This is a genomic window from Streptomyces ochraceiscleroticus (assembly GCF_000720485.1).
Classification (GTDB): Bacteria; Actinomycetota; Actinomycetes; order Streptomycetales; family Streptomycetaceae; genus Streptomyces; species Streptomyces ochraceiscleroticus.
This window is the reverse complement of the sequence record NZ_JOAX01000001.1, coordinates 446,894-467,206: the sequence shown is the minus strand read 5'-3', so window position 1 is coordinate 467,206 and position 20,313 is coordinate 446,894. Positions and strand designations below refer to the sequence as shown.

13 protein-coding genes are annotated in these 20,313 nt (G+C 71.9%); 8 read left to right on the top strand and 5 right to left on the bottom strand.

Annotation, left to right across the window (positions count from 1 at the left end; translation table 11 throughout):
- Positions 1-457: 457 nt before the first annotated feature.
- Positions 458-1,018, bottom strand: a complete 561-nt coding sequence (locus IG84_RS0102100) for a MarR family winged helix-turn-helix transcriptional regulator (protein ID WP_031050552.1) — start codon at positions 1,016-1,018, stop codon at positions 458-460.
- A 314-nt stretch (positions 1,019-1,332) separates the two neighbouring features.
- Between IG84_RS0102100 and IG84_RS0102095 the strand changes: the two genes are divergently transcribed.
- Positions 1,333-2,619 carry an MFS transporter gene (locus tag IG84_RS0102095; RefSeq protein ID WP_037798969.1) on the top strand — a complete coding sequence of 429 codons (1,287 nt, stop codon included), beginning with the start codon at positions 1,333-1,335 and terminating at the stop codon, positions 2,617-2,619.
- 86 nt (positions 2,620-2,705) lie between these two features.
- Here the strand turns inward: IG84_RS0102095 and IG84_RS0102090 are convergent, their stop codons facing one another.
- A complete protein-coding gene (locus tag IG84_RS0102090) occupies positions 2,706-4,622 on the bottom strand; it encodes an ATP-binding SpoIIE family protein phosphatase (protein WP_031050546.1) in 1,917 nt (638 codons plus the stop codon).
- A gap of 408 nt (positions 4,623-5,030) precedes the next feature.
- Complete coding sequence (locus IG84_RS0102085) at positions 5,031-6,386, bottom strand: NAD(P)/FAD-dependent oxidoreductase (RefSeq protein ID WP_031050544.1); 1,356 nt, start codon at positions 6,384-6,386, stop codon at positions 5,031-5,033.
- A gap of 444 nt (positions 6,387-6,830) precedes the next feature.
- Between IG84_RS0102085 and IG84_RS0102080 the strand changes: the two genes are divergently transcribed.
- Complete coding sequence (locus IG84_RS0102080; protein WP_031050541.1) at positions 6,831-7,643, top strand: TetR/AcrR family transcriptional regulator; 813 nt, start codon at positions 6,831-6,833, stop codon at positions 7,641-7,643.
- Between the two features lie 292 nt (positions 7,644-7,935).
- Positions 7,936-9,843, top strand: a complete 1,908-nt coding sequence (locus IG84_RS0102075; protein ID WP_031050537.1) for a sigma-70 family RNA polymerase sigma factor — start codon at positions 7,936-7,938, stop codon at positions 9,841-9,843.
- 79 nt (positions 9,844-9,922) lie between these two features.
- Here IG84_RS0102075 and IG84_RS0102070 read toward each other — a convergent pair whose 3' ends face one another.
- Positions 9,923-12,013 (bottom strand): asparagine synthase-related protein, encoded by a 2,091-nt coding sequence (locus tag IG84_RS0102070; RefSeq protein WP_031050533.1) that lies wholly within the window; start codon positions 12,011-12,013, stop codon positions 9,923-9,925.
- Between the two features lie 787 nt (positions 12,014-12,800).
- On the opposite strand from IG84_RS0102070, the gene IG84_RS0102065 reads away from it, so the two are divergent.
- The 4 genes from IG84_RS0102065 to IG84_RS0102045 all read left to right on the top strand — a co-directional run bounded on the left by IG84_RS0102065 (position 12,801) and on the right by IG84_RS0102045 (position 18,780).
- The gene (locus tag IG84_RS0102065; RefSeq protein ID WP_031050530.1) at positions 12,801-14,402 is read left to right on the top strand and encodes an NsdA family TPR-like regulatory protein; all 1,602 of its coding nucleotides are present in this window, start codon (positions 12,801-12,803) and stop codon (positions 14,400-14,402) included.
- 309 nt (positions 14,403-14,711) lie between these two features.
- On the top strand, positions 14,712-16,082 hold the full coding sequence (gene lhgO, locus IG84_RS0102055; RefSeq protein WP_078648548.1) for an L-2-hydroxyglutarate oxidase: 1,371 nt from the start codon (positions 14,712-14,714) through the stop codon (positions 16,080-16,082).
- 188 nt (positions 16,083-16,270) lie between these two features.
- Complete coding sequence (trmB, locus tag IG84_RS0102050; protein ID WP_031050525.1) at positions 16,271-17,122, top strand: tRNA (guanosine(46)-N7)-methyltransferase TrmB; 852 nt, start codon at positions 16,271-16,273, stop codon at positions 17,120-17,122.
- Between the two features lie 350 nt (positions 17,123-17,472).
- Entirely contained in the window at positions 17,473-18,780 is a 1,308-nt protein-coding gene (locus tag IG84_RS0102045) for a PrsW family intramembrane metalloprotease (protein WP_078648547.1), read from the top strand.
- Positions 18,781-18,815: 35 nt separating this feature from the next.
- Here IG84_RS0102045 and IG84_RS39475 read toward each other — a convergent pair whose 3' ends face one another.
- Entirely contained in the window at positions 18,816-19,751 is a 936-nt protein-coding gene (locus IG84_RS39475; RefSeq protein WP_078648546.1) for a YDG/SRA domain-containing protein, read from the bottom strand.
- 171 nt (positions 19,752-19,922) lie between these two features.
- Here IG84_RS39475 and IG84_RS0102035 point away from each other — a divergent pair, with 171 nt between their 5' ends.
- Positions 19,923-20,222 carry a hypothetical protein gene (locus tag IG84_RS0102035; protein WP_031050519.1) on the top strand — a complete coding sequence of 100 codons (300 nt, stop codon included), beginning with the start codon at positions 19,923-19,925 and terminating at the stop codon, positions 20,220-20,222.
- Positions 20,223-20,313 lie beyond the last annotated feature (91 nt).

Genomic DNA, 20,313 nt, shown 5'->3' with positions numbered 1-20,313 from the left:
GTTTCGGCCTTTCGGCTTCTTCGCGGTTCCAACCTTACCAGATCCTTTTCGGTGATCCGGCCCCCTGTTGGAGCGGGGTTGCTTTCCGGTCCGGCCCTTCGGGCTTTCCCTTTCGGCGTTTCCGACTCTATCAGATCCCTTTTCGCTTCCCGCTTCGTGAAGCGGTCTTTCGAATGGGGTTCCGATCCCTGTCGGGGCGGGTTTTTCGCGCCTTCCGGCGTGTCCACTACTTTAGCGGTTTTCGCTGCCGGTTCATAATCGAGCCGGTCGGTTGAATTTCGGCATGCCGAAATTGTTCCCGAAGGAAGGCCGTGCAGTAGTGGGTTGCCGCCGGTGCGGCGTGAGTGGCTGCCGCAAAACCGTTACGGCTGTGTGGCAACTCGGAGAACACTACGGATCGGGTTGGGTCGTGTCAACCAGCTCCTGGCCCGTCCCGGGGACCCCGTGACCGCCGGGGTCAGTCGAGGTCGGTGAGGCGGCCCTCCGCGTCGGGCTGGGCGTCCTCCACCCGGCGCAGTAGGCGCGTCAGTACGTCACCGAGAAGCCCTCGTTCGCGTGAATCGAGGTCCTGGAGCAGGTCCTCCTCGAATACGGAAGCGAGACGCATGGCCTCCAGCCACTTCTCGCGGCCCTCGGTGGTGAGCTCGACGATGACGCGGACCCGGTTGTTCTCGTCGCGCTCGCGGTTGACGAGCCCCTCGCTCGCCATGCGGTCGATGCGGTGCGTCATGGCGGCCGGCGTGAGGCCCAGCCGCTTGGCGAGGTCGCCGGGGCCGAGGCGGTACGGCGCTCCGGAGACGACGAGGGCCTTCAGTACTTCCCACTCGGCGTTGCTTATCCCCAGCGTGGCGGTCTGCCGGCCGTAGGCGACGTTCATTCGGCGGTTGAGGCGCTGCAGCGCGGAGACGACCTTCTCCACCTGGGGGTCGAGGTCCTGGAACTCGCGCTGGTAGGCCGCGATCTGTTCCTCGAGGCTCGGCTCGGCCGGGCGGGAGGCCGTGTCTGAGGGCTCTGACATGCGACGGAGTATGACACGTAACGCATTGGCGTTGAAGTCCTTGGTCATGTACTCTTTAGCTTCGAACTTTAGAGTTGAAGTCTTCAGCTTGAGACTGTCTGGCCCCGAGGCCGTCTGATCTTCAGACTGTCTGGTTTTGACCGGACACGTCGCAAAGCTCCTTATCTTCCTCTGGAGTCACAGTGCTGGGGGCACCAGGTCTGCTCCGGGGGGTCGGGATTCCCGCGTGCGCCTCGTTCCGCCCTGCACACACACGCGCAGCAATGCGCACGCATGTACGTATCTGACGACCCTCTCGACCTAGGTAGGTGAGTGTGACCACCGCAATGGGCGCCGCGCTGCGCCGGATCCAGTTGGGCAACGCGCTGAGCGCGTTCGGCAACGGCTTCACGGTTCCGTATCTGTACGTCTACGTGGCGAAGGTGCGCGATCTTGGAGCAAGTACGGCAGGCATCGTGCTCGCGATGCTGGCCGCCGCCGCGCTCCTCGTCCTGCCCTTCACCGGTCGTGCCATCGACCGGCGGGGTCCGCTGCCGGTGGCCGTGGTGGGCACCTTCGCCGCCGCGCTCGGCTCGCTGGGCCTCGGGCTCTCCGACAACGAGCCGCTGGTCATCGCCTCGGCGGTGGCGCTCGGCGCGGGTATAGCGGTCATCCAGCCGGCGCTGGCGACGATGATCGTCTGGTGCTCGACGACCGTGACGCGGTCGCGCGCCTTCGCCACCCAGTTCTTCCTGAACAACCTGGGGCTGGGCATCGGCGGCCTCATCGGCGGCATGCTCGTGAACGAGCACGACCCGGCGAGCTTCGTACGGCTTTTCGCCATCGAGGCCGTGATGTTCCTGGTGCTCGGCGCGGCCGTGGCGACCGTACGGCTGCCGAAGGCGCCCAAGGTCGAGGGCGAGGTGCCGGTCGAGGCGCGGGCCGAAGGCGCCTGGCGGGCGCTGCTCGCCGACCGACGGATGATGTGGCTGTGCGCGCTCGGGTTCGTACTGTTCTTCGCCTGCTACGGGCAGTTCGAGTCGGGCCTCGCCGCGTACGCCACCGAGGTCACCCGCATCCAGCCGTCGACGATGGGCATCGCGCTGGCCGCCAACACCGCGGCCATCGTGCTGGCGCAGTTCGTCGTGCTGAAGCTGGTCGAGCGGCGGCGCCGCAGCCGGGTCATCGCGGTGGTCGGCCTCATATGGACCGTGGCCTGGATCGCGGCGGGCCTGTCCGGTCTGGTGCACGGTGCGCAGATGCTGGCCACGGGGCTGCTGATCTCCACGTACATGCTGTTCGGCGTGGGCGAGTCGCTGCTGTCGCCGACCGTGCAGCCGCTGGTGGCGGACCTGGCACCGAGCCGGCTGATCGGTCAGTACAACTCGGTGTTCGCCCTGGTGAAGCAGTTGGCGCTGGCGGTCGGGCCGGCCGTGGGCGCGCTGATGGTGGGGCACGGGGCGGCCGTCGCCTACATCGTGATGCTGCTCGTGTGCGCGCTCGGTATCTCGGCGCTGGCCCTGCGGCTGGGCCGGCTGCTCACGACGGCCCAGGACAACCCGCAGGCCGTGGCCGCGCCGGCGGAGGTTCCGGTGCGCGAAGAGGTGGCCTGCGTGGCGTGAGCCGCGTGACAGGCTGAGGCCGAGTCCGTACATCCGTACGGGCCCGGCCTCCTTCTTATGTGCGGGGTCTCAGGTCGGCGGGTCGGCTACTCGCGCGGCAGTGCGAACTCGCACCAGACCGCTTTTCCGCCGCCCGGTGTGCGGCGCGAGCCCCAGTTCGAGGCGATCGTGGCGATGATCGAGATGCCGCGGCCCGCCTCGTCGACCGGCTCGGCGCGGCGGCGGCGCGGCAGGTGGTCGTCGCCGTCGGTGACCTCGACGATGAGGCGGCGGTCCGTACGCCGCAGCCGCAGCCGCATGGGCGGCGTCCCGTGCTGGAGCGAGTTGGCGACCAGCTCGCTCGCGGCCAGGACACCGAGGTCGTGCAGCTCCGGGGAGAAGCGCCAGGAGGCGAGCACACCGGAGGCGAAGGCGCGGGCGCGCGGCGCCGCCTCCGTACCGCCGAGCAGTTCCAGTGCGGCGTTGTGGAAGAGCTCGGCCTCGGGGCCGGTGCGGTCCGGGTGCTGGAGGACCAGGACGGCGACGTCGTCGTCGTGGTCGTTGGAGATGCCGAGCGCGCGCAGCAGGCGGTCGCAGATGATGTCGGGCGCGCCGGTGGCGCCGGCGACGGCGTGCTCCAGGGCGGCGATGCCCTCGTCGATGTCCTTGTCGCGGCGCTCGACCAGGCCGTCCGTATAGAGGACGGCGGTGGAGCCGGGGCCGAGCGGAACGCTGCCGGAGGTGTGCAGCCAGCCGCCGGTGCCGAGCGGCGGGCCGGTCGGCTCCTCGGCGCGGTGGACGGTGCCGTCCTGGTCGCGTACGAGGATGGGCAGGTGGCCGGCCGAGGCGTAGACCAGCCGGCCTTCGTTGGGGTCGTGCACGGCGTACACGCAGGTGGCGATCTGGCTCGCGTCGATCTCCGCGGCGAGGCCGTCCAGGAGCTGCAGGACCTCGTGCGGCGGGAGGTCGAGCCGGGCGTAGGCGCGCACGGCCGTACGGAGCTGGCCCATGACGGCGGCGGCGCGCACGCCGCGGCCCATCACGTCGCCGATGACGAGGGCGGTGCGCCCGGCGCCGAGGGTGATCACGTCGTACCAGTCGCCGCCGACCGCGGCGTCCGTGCCGCCGGGGTGGTAGATCGCGGCGACCCGGAGGTCGTCGGGCTGCTCCAGCTCCTGGGGGAGCAGGGAGCGCTGGAGGGTGACGGCGGCCTCGCGCTGGCGGCGTTCGGCGGCGCGCAGCCGCTCGGCGGCCTCGACCTGGTCGGTGACGTCGGCGGCGAAGACGAGGACGCCCTTGTGCGGTGCCACGCAGGCGATCTCGGGGTCCGGGGCCGGGGTGCTGGCGGCGGCGACCTCGATGGGCGTGCAGGTGAAGGTGTAGTAGCCGTCGCGGCTGAGGTCGGAGCCGGCGCCGCCGGGGACCTTGCGCGCCTTGACCGTGCGCGGCTTGCGGCTGCGCAGTACCTGGTCCATCAGCGGCAGCAGTCCCAGCTCGGCGAGCTCCGGCAGCGCTTCCCGGGCGGTCCCTCCCGCCGGACGCTCGCCGAAGACTTTGGCGTACGCGCCGTTGACGTACGCGATGCGGTGCTCGGGGCCGTAGACGACGGCGACCAGGGCGGGGATCGTGCCGAGGATCTCGTGGGCGGAGAGCACGTCGACGGTGGGCGGCTGCGCACCGGATGCGCTGCCGAGCGCTGTGCCAGAAGGCGGGGTGTGCGCTTCGGAGCGCTCGGCGCGGGCGGCGGGGACGGCGCTTCCGGGGGCTGCGCCTGGTGGCGCGCCCGTGGTGCCCGTTGCGGTGCCTGCCGTGGTGGGCGCCGCGGGGTCGGCCTCCGGCCGTTCCGCGTCGTCGGCGGGCGGGGGTGCGGGGGCGCCGGAGGGCGCTGCGGGCTGCGCGGCTCCGGGGACGGGGGATCTCCGCGGCGGCTTGGGGGACGACGCGCCCGGCGCCGCACCGCGGTCGGACCGCGCGGCGCGGCGCTGCGTGCCGGGGAAACGGGCGCTCCAGCGAGTGAAGTTCACGGAGGTGTACCTCTTACTTCGCGTCGCGGCGCCGAGTCGGTCCGGCGGCCAGAAGGTACCTCCCGGCCGTTGGCTGGCGGAAGGTCGGGCGGGGGCGCGCCGAGCGCCCTCTGGCGTGATGCAGCAAACGTCCCAATTCCTCGCGCTTGTCACTCTTTGCAGATACGAGCCCACCCATGGTCACACGTCCAGTGTGGCCGACCGGACTGACATACGTCAGACGCCGGGGTGGCGGGTGGGGTTCCTGACCGCGTGCTTGACCGCCCGTTCGACTGAACGCAACGGTGAACGTATGACCGAGAGGGTCATATGGTCCAGGGCCATGCCCGGCCGACACCGTACGCACGGTGTCCCTGTTCCGCGCTCTGGGCCACCCGAAGGGGCGTCAACCCTGTGCCGGTCCGGCCGTCAACTCGCTTCGTTGTGCCGTCCCGTGCCCGCCGCGAGTTCGAACTCCGCCCTCGGGTGCTCCAGGGAGCCGAGCGAGACGATCTCGCGTTTGAAGAAGGCGGCGAGCGTCCATTCGGCGAGCACACGGGCCTTGCGGTTGAAGGTCGGGACGCGGCTGAGGTGGTAGGCGCGGTGCATGAACCACGCCGGATAGCCCTTCAGCTTCCGCCCGTACACATGCGCCACACCCTTGTGCAGCCCCAGGGACGCGACCGAGCCGACGTACTTGTGGGCGTAGTCCTGGAGGGGCTCGCCCCGTATGGCCGCGGCGATGTTCTCCGCGAGCACCTTGGCCTGGCGGACGGCGTGCTGGGCGTTGGGCGCGCACTCCTTGCCGGGCTCGTCGGCGGTCACGTCCGGTACGGCGGCGGCGTCACCGGCGCCCCAGGCGTGCTCGACGCCCGCCACCTGGAGCGCGGCGGTGCACTTCAGACGACCGCGCTCGGTGAGCGGGAACTCGGTCGCGGCCAGGATGGGATGCGGTTTGACGCCGGCCGTCCATACGAGGGTGCGGGTCGGGAACCGTGACCCGTCATCCAGTACGGCGACGCGGTCCTCGCACGTCTCCAGGCGCGTGTTGAGCCGCACATCGATATTGCGGCCGCGCAGCTCCCGTACCGCGTACTCGCCCATCTCCTCGCCGACCTCGGGCAGGATGCGGCCGGTCGCCTCGACGAGGAGCCACTTCATGTCCCCGGGGCGGATGTTGTGGTAATACCGCACCGCATAACGGGCCATGTCCTCCAGCTCGGCGAGCGCCTCGACGCCCGCGTAACCACCGCCCACGAAGACGAACGTCAGCGCGGCGTCCCGGACCGCCGGGTCGCGGGTGGAGGAAGCGATGTCGAGTTGCTCCAGTACGTGATTGCGCAGCCCGATGGCTTCCTCGACGGTCTTGAAGCCGATACCGAAATCGGCCAATCCCGGTACGGGCAGGGTGCGCGAGATCGAGCCGGGTGCCAGCACCAGCTCGTCGTACCGCGTCTCGACGGCGCCGGTGCCCTCCTCCTCGGTGGCCAGCGTCTTCACCGTGGCGGTGCGCTTGGCGTGGTCGATGCCCGTGACCTCACCGATGACGACCTGGCACAGGGGCAGCACACGGCGCAGGGGGACGACGACGTGGCGGGGCGAGATGGAGCCGGCCGCCGCTTCCGGCAGGAACGGCTGGTAGGTCATGTACGGCTCCGGATCGACCACCACGATCTCGACCGTGCCGCCCTCCAGTTCCTTCCTGAGCTTCCGCTGCAGGCGGAGGGCGGTGTACATGCCCACATAGCCGCCGCCGACTACGAGAATGCGCGCCGGGTGCTTCACAGAGGATCTCCTCGCGACGTCGCCCGTGGCCCGTGGGGTGCGTCCGGGGCCGTCGGTCCGGCCCGCGGCGGAGCCACGATCAGGTGCCGTGTACCCGCTCCGGGACACAGCATTTCTCCATGACGCACCCCCGCCGCCTCTTTGTCCACAGGACAGGCGAAATACGGTCGGTGCCCCGAACCCCCCGTTGGAACCTTCCCTTCCGCCGGTGTGGAATGAGTTCCGCAGGTCAGACGGGGGGTACGAGATGGCGGGAGTGTACGGAAACGGGATGGAACGGGCGCGTACTCCGTTCGAGGGGCGGACTGTACGGAACTGCCCCCTTCATTCTTGACCTGCGCTCAACTATGTTCGTACCTCGTCGGGGTGGAGCCTGTTGTCGGCTGCCCCGGCAGTCAGGGCGGGGAGTCTCCGGGGGGAGACGTCATTACCGGGGGATCATCTATGCACATGCAGAGTTCTCATTGGCCGGCGGCTGTGGCGTCCGTGCCGGGCGACCGGACCGGGGGCGTGGGCGAGGCCGGCGTGCCCGGCCGGACCACACCGCTCCGGGTGGACGCACAGCGCAATTTGGAACATGTTCTGCGAGCGGCCCGTGAAGTCTTCGGCGAGCTGGGATACGGCGCGCCCATGGAGGACGTGGCCCGCCGGGCCCGGGTCGGGGTGGGCACGGTCTACCGCCGTTTCCCGAGCAAGGACGTGCTGGTCCGCCGGATAGCGGAGGAGGAGACCGCACGGCTGACGGACCAGGCGCGCACCGCACTCGGGCAGGAGGACGACCCGTGGTCGGCCCTCTCGCGCTTCCTGCGCACGTCCGTGGCGTCCGGCGCCGGCCGCCTGCTGCCGCCGAGCATCCTTCGGGTGGGCAGCGGCGTGGACGGGGCCGACGGGCTCACGGGGGCGCGAGTGCCGCAGCAGCGGTCGCCCGAGCCGGCCGTCGCGCCCGGCGAGCTGCGCATCGTCGCGCAGCGCACGGCGCCGGACGACGAGTCGGCCCAGCCGCACTCCAACGGGCAGTCCCCGGACGGGCCGACGGCGGACAGCGGGGGCGCCCAGGCGCTTCTGGACGTCGTCGGGCAGCTCGTGGAGCGGGCGCGCGAGGCCGGGGAGCTGCGCGCCGACGTCACGGTGTCGGACGTGCTGCTGGTGATAGCGACGGGCGCGCCCTCGCTTCCGGACGCGGCGCAGCAGCAGGCCGCCTCCGCGCGGCTGCTGGAGATCCTCCTGGAGGGTCTGCGGTCGCGGCCGGTGGCCTGACGGCGGACGGCTTGCGGGGCCGGCGGGGGCAGTGGCCCCGGCCGGCCCTCTGCCTTGGGGCGGCCGAATGGCTTGGGCCCGGTATGCCACGGGCCCGTACGCCTTGGCCCTCGTACACGGACGGCGTTCCCCTAAGCCTGTGAGCATGCCCCGAAAGGTCAGCAGCTAGAGCTGTTAGACAAGAAGTCAATCCGGATGAGTGATTGCGCCGCTGACCCGTAAGGGTTCGGCCATCCTTGTGACAGGCTTGCGCGATGTTCAGATGCGGGAGCGTGGTCCGGGGGCCTCGGCGATGACATATGAGGGGCGTGACGAGCGCGACGGCGGCGGCGTCGGCGCGGAATTCACCACCTCCGGCAGCGGCGGTGCCCGGCCGGAAGCCGTGCCGCAGCAGCGCGTGTCCACGGACGGCGGTGCCCACGCGGCCGGGCAGAGCCCTTCCGGAGCGCAGAGCCCTTCCGGAGCGGAGCCCGGTACGTCCGGCGCGCCCGGTACGCCCCCGTCCGATACCGAGCTCGTCGCCCGTATGCGCGCCGGTGACGACAGCGCGTACGAGGAGCTGTACCGCCGGCACGCGGACGCCGTACGCCGCTACGCCCGCACCTGCTGCCGGGACGCGCACACCGCCGAGGACCTGACCGGCGAGGTCTTCGCGCGCACGCTGCAGGCGGTACGGCGCGGGGCCGGGCCGAAGACCGCGGTACGGGCGTACCTGCTCACCACCGTGCGCCGCGCGGCGGCCGACTGGGGCAAGAGCGCCAAGCGCGAACACCTGGTCGAGGACTTCGCGGTCTTCGCTTCCTCGGCGGCCGGCTCCTGCATGGACGACGACACGCTCGACCTGGGGGCCGACGTACGCGCCATGCACGACGCCGAGCGGGACATGGCCGTCCAGGCGTTCCGCAGCCTCCCCGAGCGCTATCAGACGGTGCTGTGGCACACGACGGTCGAGGAGGAGTCGCCGAGCGAGGTCGCGCCGCTCCTCGGGCTGTCCCCCAATGCGACGGCCGTGCTCGCGCACCGGGCCCGTGAGGGCCTCAAGCAGGCGTACCTCCAGGCGCACGTCAGCCAGTCCCTGACGGCGGGCGGCGACTGCGCCCGGTACGCGGACCAGTTGGGCGCCTACGCGCGCGGCGGCCTCCGGGTGCGGGCCGAGCGCGGGCTGCGCAAGCACCTGGAGGAGTGCCCGCGCTGCCGGCTGGCGGCGCGCGAGGTCGCGGACGTCAACGAGCGCATCCGCGCGGTGCTGCCGGTCGCGGTCATCGGCTGGTTCGCCGCCGGTTACGCGGTCAAGGGCGCGGCCGCGGTCACCGGGATCGCCGGAGCGGGCGCCGCGGCCGGTGCCGGGGCCGCGGCGGCCGCCGGGGGCTCGGGGTCCTCCGCGGGAGCCGGAGCGGCCTCCGAGGGGCTCGGAGCGCCCGCGAAGGTCGGTATCGGAGCCGGCCTCACGGTCGCCGCCGCCGGGCTGGCGCTGGCGCTGGCCGGCACTCAGGAGCCACCGAAGCCGCACGCCGAGCGGCCGCGCCCGGCCCCGTCGAGCCCGCTGCCCCAGAAGCCCGAGCCTGCGCCCACCCCGAAGCCGGCGCCCAAGCCCGCGCCGCCCGCTCCGAAGCCCGCACCCCCGGCTCCGAAGCCGACCCCGACTCCCGAGCCGAAGCCCGCGCCACCCAAGCCCGCGCCCGAGCCGAAGCCGAAGCCCACTCCGACGCCGACTCCGAAGCCGCCGGCCCCCAAGCCGCCGAAGCCGACGCCACCGCCGCCCGCCGCCCCGTATGCCGTCAACACGCTGGCCTGGGACTTCACGGGGAACGGCAGCAAGCCGGAGGTACGCGCCACGGACAGCACCTTCCTGTGGCAGCGCCAGGGGGGCGTCAGCATCGGAGGCAAGCAGTACTCCCACGGTGTGACGACGCACGCCCCGTCCTCGGTGACGATCGACCTCAACCGGGAGTGCACGGCCTTCGACGCCCTCGCGGGCGTGGACGACCTGGCCCTGGGGCGCGGCGCGGTGCGCTTCTCGGTGTACGCGGACGGGGTACGGCAGTGGCGCTCCGGTGTCGTGCGGGGCGGTGATCAAGCCGTACCGGTCCATGTCCCGCTGGCGGGCCGCGATTCCGTCCGGCTGGTCGCCGAGCCTCAGTCGCCCGCTGACACTCTGACGTTCAGCGACTGGGCGGAGTCGCGGATCAGCTGCCGCTGAGCCGCTGAGGGGGCCGGGAGGGGCTTCTGAGGGGCGCTCCCGAGCGGTCGGCCCGGCGCCTTCGGCCGAGCCGGCGGGGCTACAGCGCCAGTCGTTCGACGCCGGTCGACACGGCGCGCTGACGGGGTGCCGCCGCGCCCGTCCAGCACGTGCCGCGCCGGGCGAGCAGCCGGCGCAGCCACAGCTCCGTCGAGACCAGCTCCGCCAGGCCGTCCAGGGGCAGCGGCGCGCCCTCGGCCGCGGCGCGCAGCGCCTTGCGTACGACGCGGGCCTCCACCAGCCCCGCGTCGGCGAGCAGCGGCGCGTCGAAGAGCCGCACGAGGTCGTCCATGGAGGCGCGCAGCCCGGCCCGTACCGCCGCCGCGTGCGTCACGTGCGAGGTCGCGCCCCAGCCCGGTGGCAGATCGCGGATGCCCGCCCCGGAGAGCACGGCGCGCAACACCGAGGCCCGCGCCCCCGGTTGCACCCTGAGCGTGTCAGGGAGCGCGCGGCAGGCGAGTACCACCTGGTTGTCCAGGAAGGGCGCGTGCAGCCGTTGGTTCCGTACCTCGGCGGCCTGCTCGAAGACGCGGTGGTCGGCGGCGTGCCGGGCGAGCGCCGCGCGTGCCCGGCGTTCCCCGGGGCGGCCGACGGCCGGGGCCCGGAGTGCCGCCTCGCTCAGCCGAACCGATACTTCAGCGAGCGCTTCCCCCGTGAGCCAGCGCGCGGCAGGGCCGGGCCGGCACCACGTGAGCGCCGCCAGCGAGGCTTCCACGGCGCTGCCCGCCACCGCCTCGTCCACGAACTCCCGCCCCAGGAGACGCGCGGCGGCCGCGGAGATGCCCGCCCTGTAGGGCGTGCGGGCCAGCTTCCGCGCCGCCCGGTAGACCGTGAACGGTATGAACACCGAGTGCGTGGCCGCGCCGTCGGCCTTCGCCAGCGCCGTGACCGGGCGCAGCAGGTGCCGGCGCCGCCGGTCGAGCAACAGGTCCGCCAGACGCGCCGGATGGGCGTCCAGTACCTGTCGCGCGCCGTGCCCCACGAAGTGGTCGGCGCTCCCGGAGAGCAGCCGCCTGCGGTGCCGTTCGGCGGCGACCATCGAGGGCCCCGGCTCGTCCGTGAGCGGCCCCGCCCCCAGGTCCGCGTACGGGAGCGCCTCCTCGCCCGCGGCGACCACCACGTGGTGCAGCCGCGGGTTGTCCGCGATGCTGCGGGCACGCTCCAGCTCGGCCTCCCGGTACGCCTGGCCTCCGTTGCCGGCCCGGTCGTTGAAGGTCACCGCGAGGAGCCGCTCGCCCTGCCCGTTGAGCCGCCCCGGCTGCCCCGGCAGGCCGGCCGCGAGCAGCGCCAGCGTCCCGGACGCGCTGCCGCCTGACAGGTCGGCGCCGATGCCGGGTGCCGGTGCGCCGCGCGCGGCCCGTCGGTCCTCCGGGCCCATGCCGGGCACCGGACCGGGGTCCAGGCCGCCCGCGGCGCCCGGGCCGCCGTGCGGGTCGGGCGCGTGCCGCGGGGCCGCCAGCCGGGCCCGTACGGCGTCCACGAGCGCCTCCCGCACGCCGTCCACGGCCTGTTCGGGCGCGAGCTGCGGCGCCGAGACGGCGAGCGAATGGGTCTGTTCGTACGAGGTGATCTCGCTGGAGCCGCCGCGCAGTACGAGGGCGTGGCCGGGCGGGACGCGCCGCACGCCCGTGTACGGCGTGCCGGTGCCGAGCGCCTCGGGGGCGTCCGGGCAGGCCAGCAGTGCCGCGAGGTGCCCCACGTCGAGGCTCGCCTCGATCAGGTCGGCGAGCGGCAGGGCGGCGGTCGCATAGGCCGTGCCGCCCGCCCACCGGGTGTGGAACACCGGGCGGGCGCCCGCCAGATCGCCCGTGACCGTGAGCCGCCGGCCCACCTGGGCGACGGCGGTGTAACTGCCGGGCCAGGCGGTGAGATGGCGCAGTGCGCCACCGCGCGCGGCGAGGAGTCCCACCCGCAACTGGTCGTCGGTGGCGCCGCACACCCCGAAGACCGCGATCCGGGTCTCGGGGTCGGCCTGCACGATGCGTACTTCATCGGGGCGCCAGTCGCCGACCGCCCACAGTGGATCGGGGTCGCCCCACAGGAGTTGGGCGCCCACGGGGAGCACCGTACGGCTGTCGTCGATGGGGCCCGGGCCCGTGGCGGTACTGCTCCACCCCACCAACCAGCGCATCGTGGCCTCCGCCCGTCTCCCCGTCGCTCCGTACGCCGGTCACGGGGCACTCATTCGCCCCGTACGGCGCGTGGCACAGCAGTTGTACAGCAGTTGTGCGGACCACTCTGCCACGACAGGGGCGGGTGGGAGGCGGCATGAGGACGGCGTGTACGCGCGGGCGGCCCCTGGTGCCGCGGCACCGCTCCGAAGAGCCGCGCACGCTGCTTCTCAGAGGCCCGCACACCGCCTTCAGGAGCCGCGGACGCCGCTTCTCAGTGCTGCGCGCTGCCCGCGGCGGGAATTGGGCGGGTGATGGTATTCAGCCAAAGTCCGTTCCGTACCGATACGTTGCGGACGGAAGCGCTCTCGGCGCGTACCCGGCGCATTCGGGGGCGGCCAACGGGGCGCGCGATCCGGGCAGCGGACCGTACGGACCGCCTGGCGGTCCCGTTCCCATGCGTTGCGTAAGTGATCGCGACAGTCCGGGAGGTGGGACTCACCCCCCGGACCGGACCGCCACCCGCGGGGAATGAGGTGGCGGTGTCCCCCAGCCCACTGGATCCAGTGCAGCGGGCCGACCCACGCAAGTCCCATGGAAACGTGCCCGCCTTGGAGCGGCCAGCGCGCACGGACGGGCGCACGGCAACACGTACCCGGAGCACATGCCCATGCGTGACCTCCCCCGCAGACACGAATCTCGCCATCCGGGACACCGGCCCTTAACGGTCGGGATTCAGCGAACTACTCTGGGTGGACGCATGCCCCGGGGAGTACGGGGTGGCCGTCGCTTGGTCGAGGGGTGCGCATGTCCAGGGATACTCGCGGGCCGAACGAAAAACTCGGCACCGTTCTCGCCCTCGCGGGGATCAGTAACGCCGGGCTCGCCCGCCGGGTCAACGACCTCGGTGCGCAGCGTGGCCTGACTCTTCGCTACGACAAGACCTCGGTCGCCCGGTGGGTGTCGAAGGGCATGGTTCCGCAGGGTGCGGCACCGCACTTGATTGCGGCTGCGATCGGCAGCAAGCTCGGCCGGCCGGTGCCGCTGCACGAAATCGGGCTGGCCGACGCCGACCCCGCGCCCGAGGTGGGCCTGGCCTTCCCGCGCGACGTGAACGCGGCCGTACGGTCCGCGACCGAGCTGTACCGGCTGGATCTGGCCGGACGGCGGGCGGGCGGCGGCGGCATCTGGCAGAGCCTGGCCGGTTCCTTCTCCGTCAGCGCATACGCCACTCCGGCCTCCCGCTGGCTCATATCCCCGGCCGACAGCTCGGTGGCGCGGGGCGTCCCCGAGGCGAGAACGGGGCGGGGCGGCCCGCAGGACACGGATACGGACGCGGGGCCCGAGGGTGGCCCTTCGGGGCCGACGGCCGCACCTGGTAGCGCGCCGACGGTCTCCGGGGTACCCAGTACGTCTGTCCCACTGGGCAAGGACCCCGCCGGCATGGACGACCCGAAGGACACGGCGGCCGCCGGCGGCGAGCCGCTGCCCCAGCACGTCGGCCACAGCGACGTCTCCAAGCTGCGCGAGGCGGCCGAGGACGCGCGCCGCTGGGACTCCAAGTACGGCGGCGGCGACTGGCGTTCCTCGATGGTGCCCGAGTGCCTCCGGGTGGACGCGGCGCCGTTACTCCTCGCCTCGTACAGCGACGAGGTGGGGCGCGCGCTGTTCGGCGCCACCGCCGAGCTGACCCGGCTGGCCGGCTGGATGGCGTTCGACACGGGCCAGCAGGAGGCGGCGCAGCGGTACTACATCCAGGCGCTGCGCCTCGCCCGAGCCGCCGCCGACGTACCCCTGGGCGGCTACGTCCTCGCATCGATGTCGCTGCAGGCGACCTACCGCGGCTTCGCCGACGAGGGCGTCGACCTCGCCCAGGCCGCGCTGGAGCGCAACCGGGGGCTGGCGACGGCCCGCACGATGAGCTTCTTCCGGCTGGTCGAGGCGCGCGCCCAGGCGAAGGCCGGCGAGGGCCGCGCCTGCGAGGTCGCTCTGAAGGCGTCCGAGGGCTGGCTCGAACGGTCCCGTGAGGGCGACCCCGACCCGTCCTGGCTGGACTTCTACTCGTACGAGCGGTTCGCGGCCGATGCCGCCGAGTGCTACCGCGATCTGAGACTTCCGCGCCAGGTACGGCGCTTCACGGAACAGGCCCTGTCCCGCCCGACCGAGGAATTCGTGCGCTCGCACGGCCTGCGGCTGGTGGTGTCGGCAGTGGCCGAGCTGGAATCGGGCAATCTGGACGCGGCCTGCGCGGCGGGCACCCGCGCGGTCGAGGTGGCCGGGCGGATCTCCTCCGCCCGCACCACGGAGTACGTGCGCGACCTCCTGCACCGGCTGGAGCCGTACGGCGACGAGCCGCGCGTGGTGGAGCTGCGGGAACGGGCCCGGCCGCTGCTGGTGGCGCCGGTTTAGGGGCTGGCCCGGCGTCGTACGGGCGTCGTGGCGACGTCGTACCGGCGCCTCGCCGGATGTTCTCTTTCGGCTGCTCTTGCCGGCCCGGCGCGTGGCCACCGGCGCGGTCCTCGCCATGGTCCTCGTCGTGGTCACCGACCTGATCAACGGGCTGAACAACAGACCTGTCAACGGTCTGATCAACGGCCTGGCCGTGGCCCGGCGGCGGCCGCTGAGGGAGCCGGTGACGGACGGATGTCAGTGCCCCCCGTCATGATGGGTATGTCGGTCGTGACGTGACGTTGCTCGTGATGGGGAGGTGCTGCCGCGATGACGTTCGAGCAGGCGGAGGGGCGGCCCGCGGGGCAGGCCCCGGGTGAGGGCGCGGAGGCCGCGCGGCGTGCGGAAACAGGGACGGCGGAGCCCGCGGGCGCGCGAGGGGACGACGCGCGGACCGTCGACGCCTCTCGGCCCGCCGGGGCGCCCGGCGCGGCTCCCCGCTCCGACTGTGACGTCGTGATCATCGGCGCCGGCATCGTCGGCCTCTCGACGGCGTACGCGATCACCCGGGCAGCCCCCGGCACCCGCGTCGTCGTGCTGGAGAAGGAGCCCGGCCCCGCCCGCCACCAGACGGGCCGGAACAGCGGCGTGATCCACAGCGGCATCTACTACCCACCCGGCTCCCTCAAGGCCCGCTTCGCGCTCGAAGGCTCGGCCGAGATGGTCAAGTTCTGCGCCGAGCACGACATCCCGCACGACATCACCGGCAAGCTGATCGTCGCCACCGACCGCGCCGAGCTGCCCCGTCTGCACTCCCTGATCCAGCGCGGCCGTGAGCACGGCATCCCCGTCCGCGAGCTGGGCCCCGCGCAGATCCTGGAGTACGAGCCCGAGGTGCGCGGCCTCGCGGCCATCCACGTGGGCACAACCGGCGTCGCCGACTTCGGCGCGGTCGCGGACCGGCTGGGCCGCCTCGCTACGGAGGCCGGCGCGCGCATCGAGTACGGCGCGGACGTCCGTACGATCGGCCGGCGCGGCGGCCGCGTCGCGGTCCGCACGTCCACGGGCCGGGTCGTCCGCGCCCGCGCCCTGGTGAACTGCGCGGGGCTGCACTGCGACCGCGTCGCCCGGCTGGCCGGTGACGCCCCCGGGATGCGCATCGTCCCGTTCCGCGGTGAGTACTACTCCCTCTCCCCCGCGCGCGACTCCCTGGTCCGCGGCCTGGTCTACCCCGTCCCCGACCCGGCCTTCCCGTTCCTCGGCGTCCACCTCACCCGCGGCGTCCACGGCGAGGTCCACCTCGGACCGAACGCCGTCCCGGCCCTGGCCCGCGAGGGGTACGACTGGCGGACGGTCCGGCCCGCCGAGCTGGCCGGCACCCTGGCGTATCCGGGCGCCTGGCAGATAGCCCGCCGCCACTGGCGGTACGGCGCGGGCGAGCTGCACCGCTCCCTCTCCAAGCGCGCCTTCACGGACGCGGTCCGCCGCCTGCTCCCGGCGATCACGGCCGACGACCTCATCCCCGCCCCGGCCGGCGTCCGCGCCCAGGCGGTCCTGCCCGACGGCACCCTGGTGGACGACTTCCTCATCACCGAGGGCCCCCACACCATCCACGTCCTCAACGCCCCGTCCCCGGCGGCGACGGCCTCCTTGCCCATCGGCCGAGAGATCGCGGACCGAGCCCTGCGGACTCTCGGGTAACCCGGTCCGCCGCCGCTGTGGGCAATCGTGCCGCTGGGGCGATGGGGGTACCCCCTGCTCCTCAAGGGCTTGGGGGAGGGTGGGCACAGCGGCACGCCCACCGGCGCGCAGCCGGAAGGCCACCCCGACCACCGACCCCATACCGCCGCCCCTGCCCTCCACTCCCCCGCCCGTAGAATCGACCCACTGTGTCCGAGAACCCCGTCACCCCAGCCGACGCCGCCCCCACCGCACCCGAGGGGCACGCAGGCGCCTCCGCCGACCCGCAGACGCCCCCGGCACGGCAGACGCCCGTACGCCACCGCGGCGAGCCGATGTTCCCCGACGGCACCGGACCGGCCGCCGACCCGGCGGGCTCGCACCACGAGCGCCGCATCCGCTCGTTCCAGCCGCGCCGCAGCCGGGTGTCGCCCTCCCAGGCCGACGCGCTCCGCCGCCTGTGGCCCAAGTGGGGCCTGGACATCGACGGCCTGTCCCGGATCGACCTCGACGAGCTCTTCGACGGCCTGCCCGTCGTCCTGGAGATCGGCTTCGGCATGGGCGAGGCGACGGCCCAGATGGCCGCCGCCGACCCGGACACCGGCATCCTCGCCTGCGACGTCCACACCCCCGGCCAGGGCAACCTCCTCGCCCTCGCCGAGCGCAATGGCCTGTCCAACATCCGCGTGGCCAACGGCGACGCGATCATCCTCCTCCGCGAGATGCTCGCGCCCGCCTCCTTGGCCGGTCTGCGCGTGTACTTCCCCGACCCGTGGCCGAAAAAGCGCCACCACAAGCGCCGCCTGATCCAGCCGGAGTTCCTCTCCCTGGTCAGCACGCGGCTCGCCCCGGGCGCGATCGTCCACTGCGCCACCGACTGGGAGCCGTACGCGGAGCAGATGCTCGAGGTCCTGAGCGCCGAGCCCAGCCTGGAGAACCTCCACCCGGACAGCGGCTACGCGCCCCGCCCCGGCTTCCGCCCGCTCACCAAGTTCGAGGGCCAGGGCCTGGACAAGGGCCACGTCGTCCACGACCTCCTCTTCCGCCGCCGCACCGACTGAGCCGACGCGGACTGGCCGACACGGACCGAGCGGACACGGACTGAGCGGATGGGGGGGCGCCGGGGCGTCCGCACCCGTACAGCTCCCGTCCGCTCAGCTCCCCTCCGTACGTGTCCAATCCGCGCGCAAGTGCAGTCAAAACTGGCCCGTACCGACCGCCCCACCCATCGGCTCTCAGCCCCGGTGCACGACTCCGCGCGCAGCCGCCACCTCGTGGTTACTGTCGAAGAGTGCACCCGTCCAAGCCGTCACCGGACCGCCCCTCGGGCCCCCCGTACGGACCCCCGAGCGGCCCCCCGCCTCTGCCCCAGCCCCCCGACGGCACACCGACGGACACCCACCGCAGAGGCATGCACGAACACAGCAGAGGCGCACTCGAGCACGGCAGCGGCGTACGCGTAGGCAAGCAACGCTCCCCCCGCCGGGCGGCGCTCCGCATCGCCTCCCTGATCGCCCTCATAGCCCTGCTGACGGTTTCCGGCATAGCCATCCTGACCCTGGTCCGCCGCCAGACCGGCACGGAAGGGTTCCTGGTCGGCTTCGCCCTCGCCGTCTTCCCGGTACCGATCCTCGTCACGGCCTTCCGCTGGCTGGACCGCGTGGACCCGGAACCCTGGCGCAACCTCGCCTTCGCCTTCGCCTGGGGCGCCTGCGCCGCGACCCTCGTCGCGATCACCGCCAACGGCTTCGCGACCCAATGGCTGAGTACGAACATCGCCAGCGTCTCCCCGACCGACGCCGAGACCTGGAGCAGTACGGTCGTCGCGCCGGTCGTCGAGGAGACGGCGAAGGCCGCCGCCGTCCTCCTCCTCTTCGTCTTCCGCCGCCGGCACGTCGACGGCATCACGGACGGCGTCGTCATCGCGGGCCTCACCGCCACCGGATTCGCGTTCACCGAGAACGTCCTCTACCTCGGCAACGCCGTCGGCCGCGACCTCTCGCTCGGCTCGCTCAGCCTGCACTCACTGGCCGGCCTCGCCGACTCCCTCACGGCGGGCACCTTCTTCGTACGCGTCATCATGTCGCCGTTCGCGCACCCGCTCTTCACGGTCCTGACGGGCCTGTCCTTCGGCATAGCCGCGACCCGCTACCCCCACCACCGCCCGCTGCGCCTGGCGCTCCCCGCCCTCGGCCTCACGACGGCGATCCTGCTCCACTCCATATGGAACAGTGCCTCGTCCCTCGGCAGCTTCGGCTTCCTGGCGGTCTACGGGCTCTTCATGGTCCCGGTCTTCGCCGCCCTCTCCTGCCTCGCCGTCTGGTCCCGCCGCCAGGAGCTGCTCTCCCTGCGCACGTACCTGCCCCCGTACGCGGCCGCCGGCTGGCTCAACCCGACCGACCCGCTCACCCTCTCCTCCCTCAGGACGCGCGCCCTCGCCCGCTCGATAGCCCGCCGCACCCACGGCCCGGCCGCCGCCCGAGCCGTCACCGAGTACGCCGCGCTGGCCACCTCCCTGGCCTTCCTCCGCCGCCGCGCCCACCGCACGGGCCCCACCCCCGACTTCCACACCCGCGAACGCACCCTCCTCCACCACCTCTGGCAAACCAAACCCCTGGCCCACCCCTCCCTCACCCACGCCCATCTCACCACTCGACGCCCATACCAGTCCGGCTCGCTCATGCAATACGAGTCGGCTACTGAGCCAGACAATGATTGAGCTTGATCGCGCGTTTCGCGTTTCTTATTCAGCTCTTACTCAGCCAGCCGATCAGCCCACCGCGCTCGATGGAGGCGGACACATTCCACCTTTATTGCATGCGTCTTCGCTTTACGAAGCGCAGTCACGAACTTTTGCGTGAGACCATCAATAACATCTAGATCGTCAGTGAGCTGAAGAGCCCCCCGATCAAACAGCGTATGGCAGTTTGGGCACAAGCAGAGCACGTTCCACACTTTATCCGGGCCATTGTGCGGCTTACCCATCGCTTGTATATGCGCCGCTTCGCTGTACGCTCCCCCAGTAGGGGATATGACCAGTCGCGTCCCACAAATCTGGCAGGTATTGTCGTACAGTTCCTTCACTTCGCGCACTACGGCGGAGTCACGAACGCGCCGCTCACGCTCAACCGTACGGCGCACCTGCATCTCAAAGTCCGTGTCCTGATCGCCGTCAGGAGAGACGGGCTTAGGCTGTGGCGACTCGCCCGGCGCCAGTTTCACCAACCTGAACTGGCAAACGCGGAAGCCCTCCTTGCCGGGCTTCATCCAGTGATCCGCTACGCGAAAGAGCCCACAGTATTCATACCCGCCGGTTGCTCGACGACGCTTGGTGCCCTTAATATCCAGCCCCCGAATCACTCGGACAGGATGACCAAGAGCCTCATCAAGCAACAACCCGGCATTACCCGGCGAGTCCATTGTCTGATCGGCGAAGAGACTTCCAGTCGTTCTATCGCGCCCCCCTTCACCGGTATACGTGATCTCCTCATCTCCGTACACATCGTCGAGGTAGCCGCCAGAGAGAACAATCGAGTCCACACCGTCGCGCGCCGTACCAGAAATTCCCTGCCCGTAGGCCCGGTGCACGCCACGGTCATACAATTCCCTATGGCCCTTAAACCAGTCCCCCTCCGATACTCCCGGTGGAGTGCCGAAGCTGACCGACTTGCTCACCTTTGACTTCGCCATGTGCAAATTCTGTCAAGTGATCGACGCTTCGACTGAAGGCGACGCAGAGTGTGTCAGGGCACACATCCGCCTCGCGAAGTCACGACCGAAGTGACGGACACGCCGTCGGGACTCCAAGCGCCCCGGCGTAAGGTCATGGCCAGAGATGTCCCTGATGTGGAGGTTTTGGTGATGGCTGGGGTGCCGGCGAGTGTCGTGGCTGCGGGTGGGCTCGTAGGGGGCTATGGAGTGGCTCGGTGGACGAAGAAGCGGCCGTTGGGTGGGGTGGCGCTGGCGGCGGCCGGGGCCGTGGCGGCTCGGGAGTGGCAGCGGAAGGGTGGGAACGGTACGGCGGCGGCGCTGACGGGGCTGTACGTAGCGGCGTTCGCCGGGTCGCATCCGCTGGCGAAGAAGGTGGGGGCCTGGCCGTCCGTATTCGCGGTCGCCGGGGCCGTGGCGGCGGCTTCTTGGGTGGTCGTGGACCGCAAGTAGTGGTCGTGGACCGCAAGTAAGCGAGCCAGGGGCCAAGAGTGGCAAGGCAAGGCAAGGCAAGGGCGGCTGTGTACGAACCGTACGCAGCCGC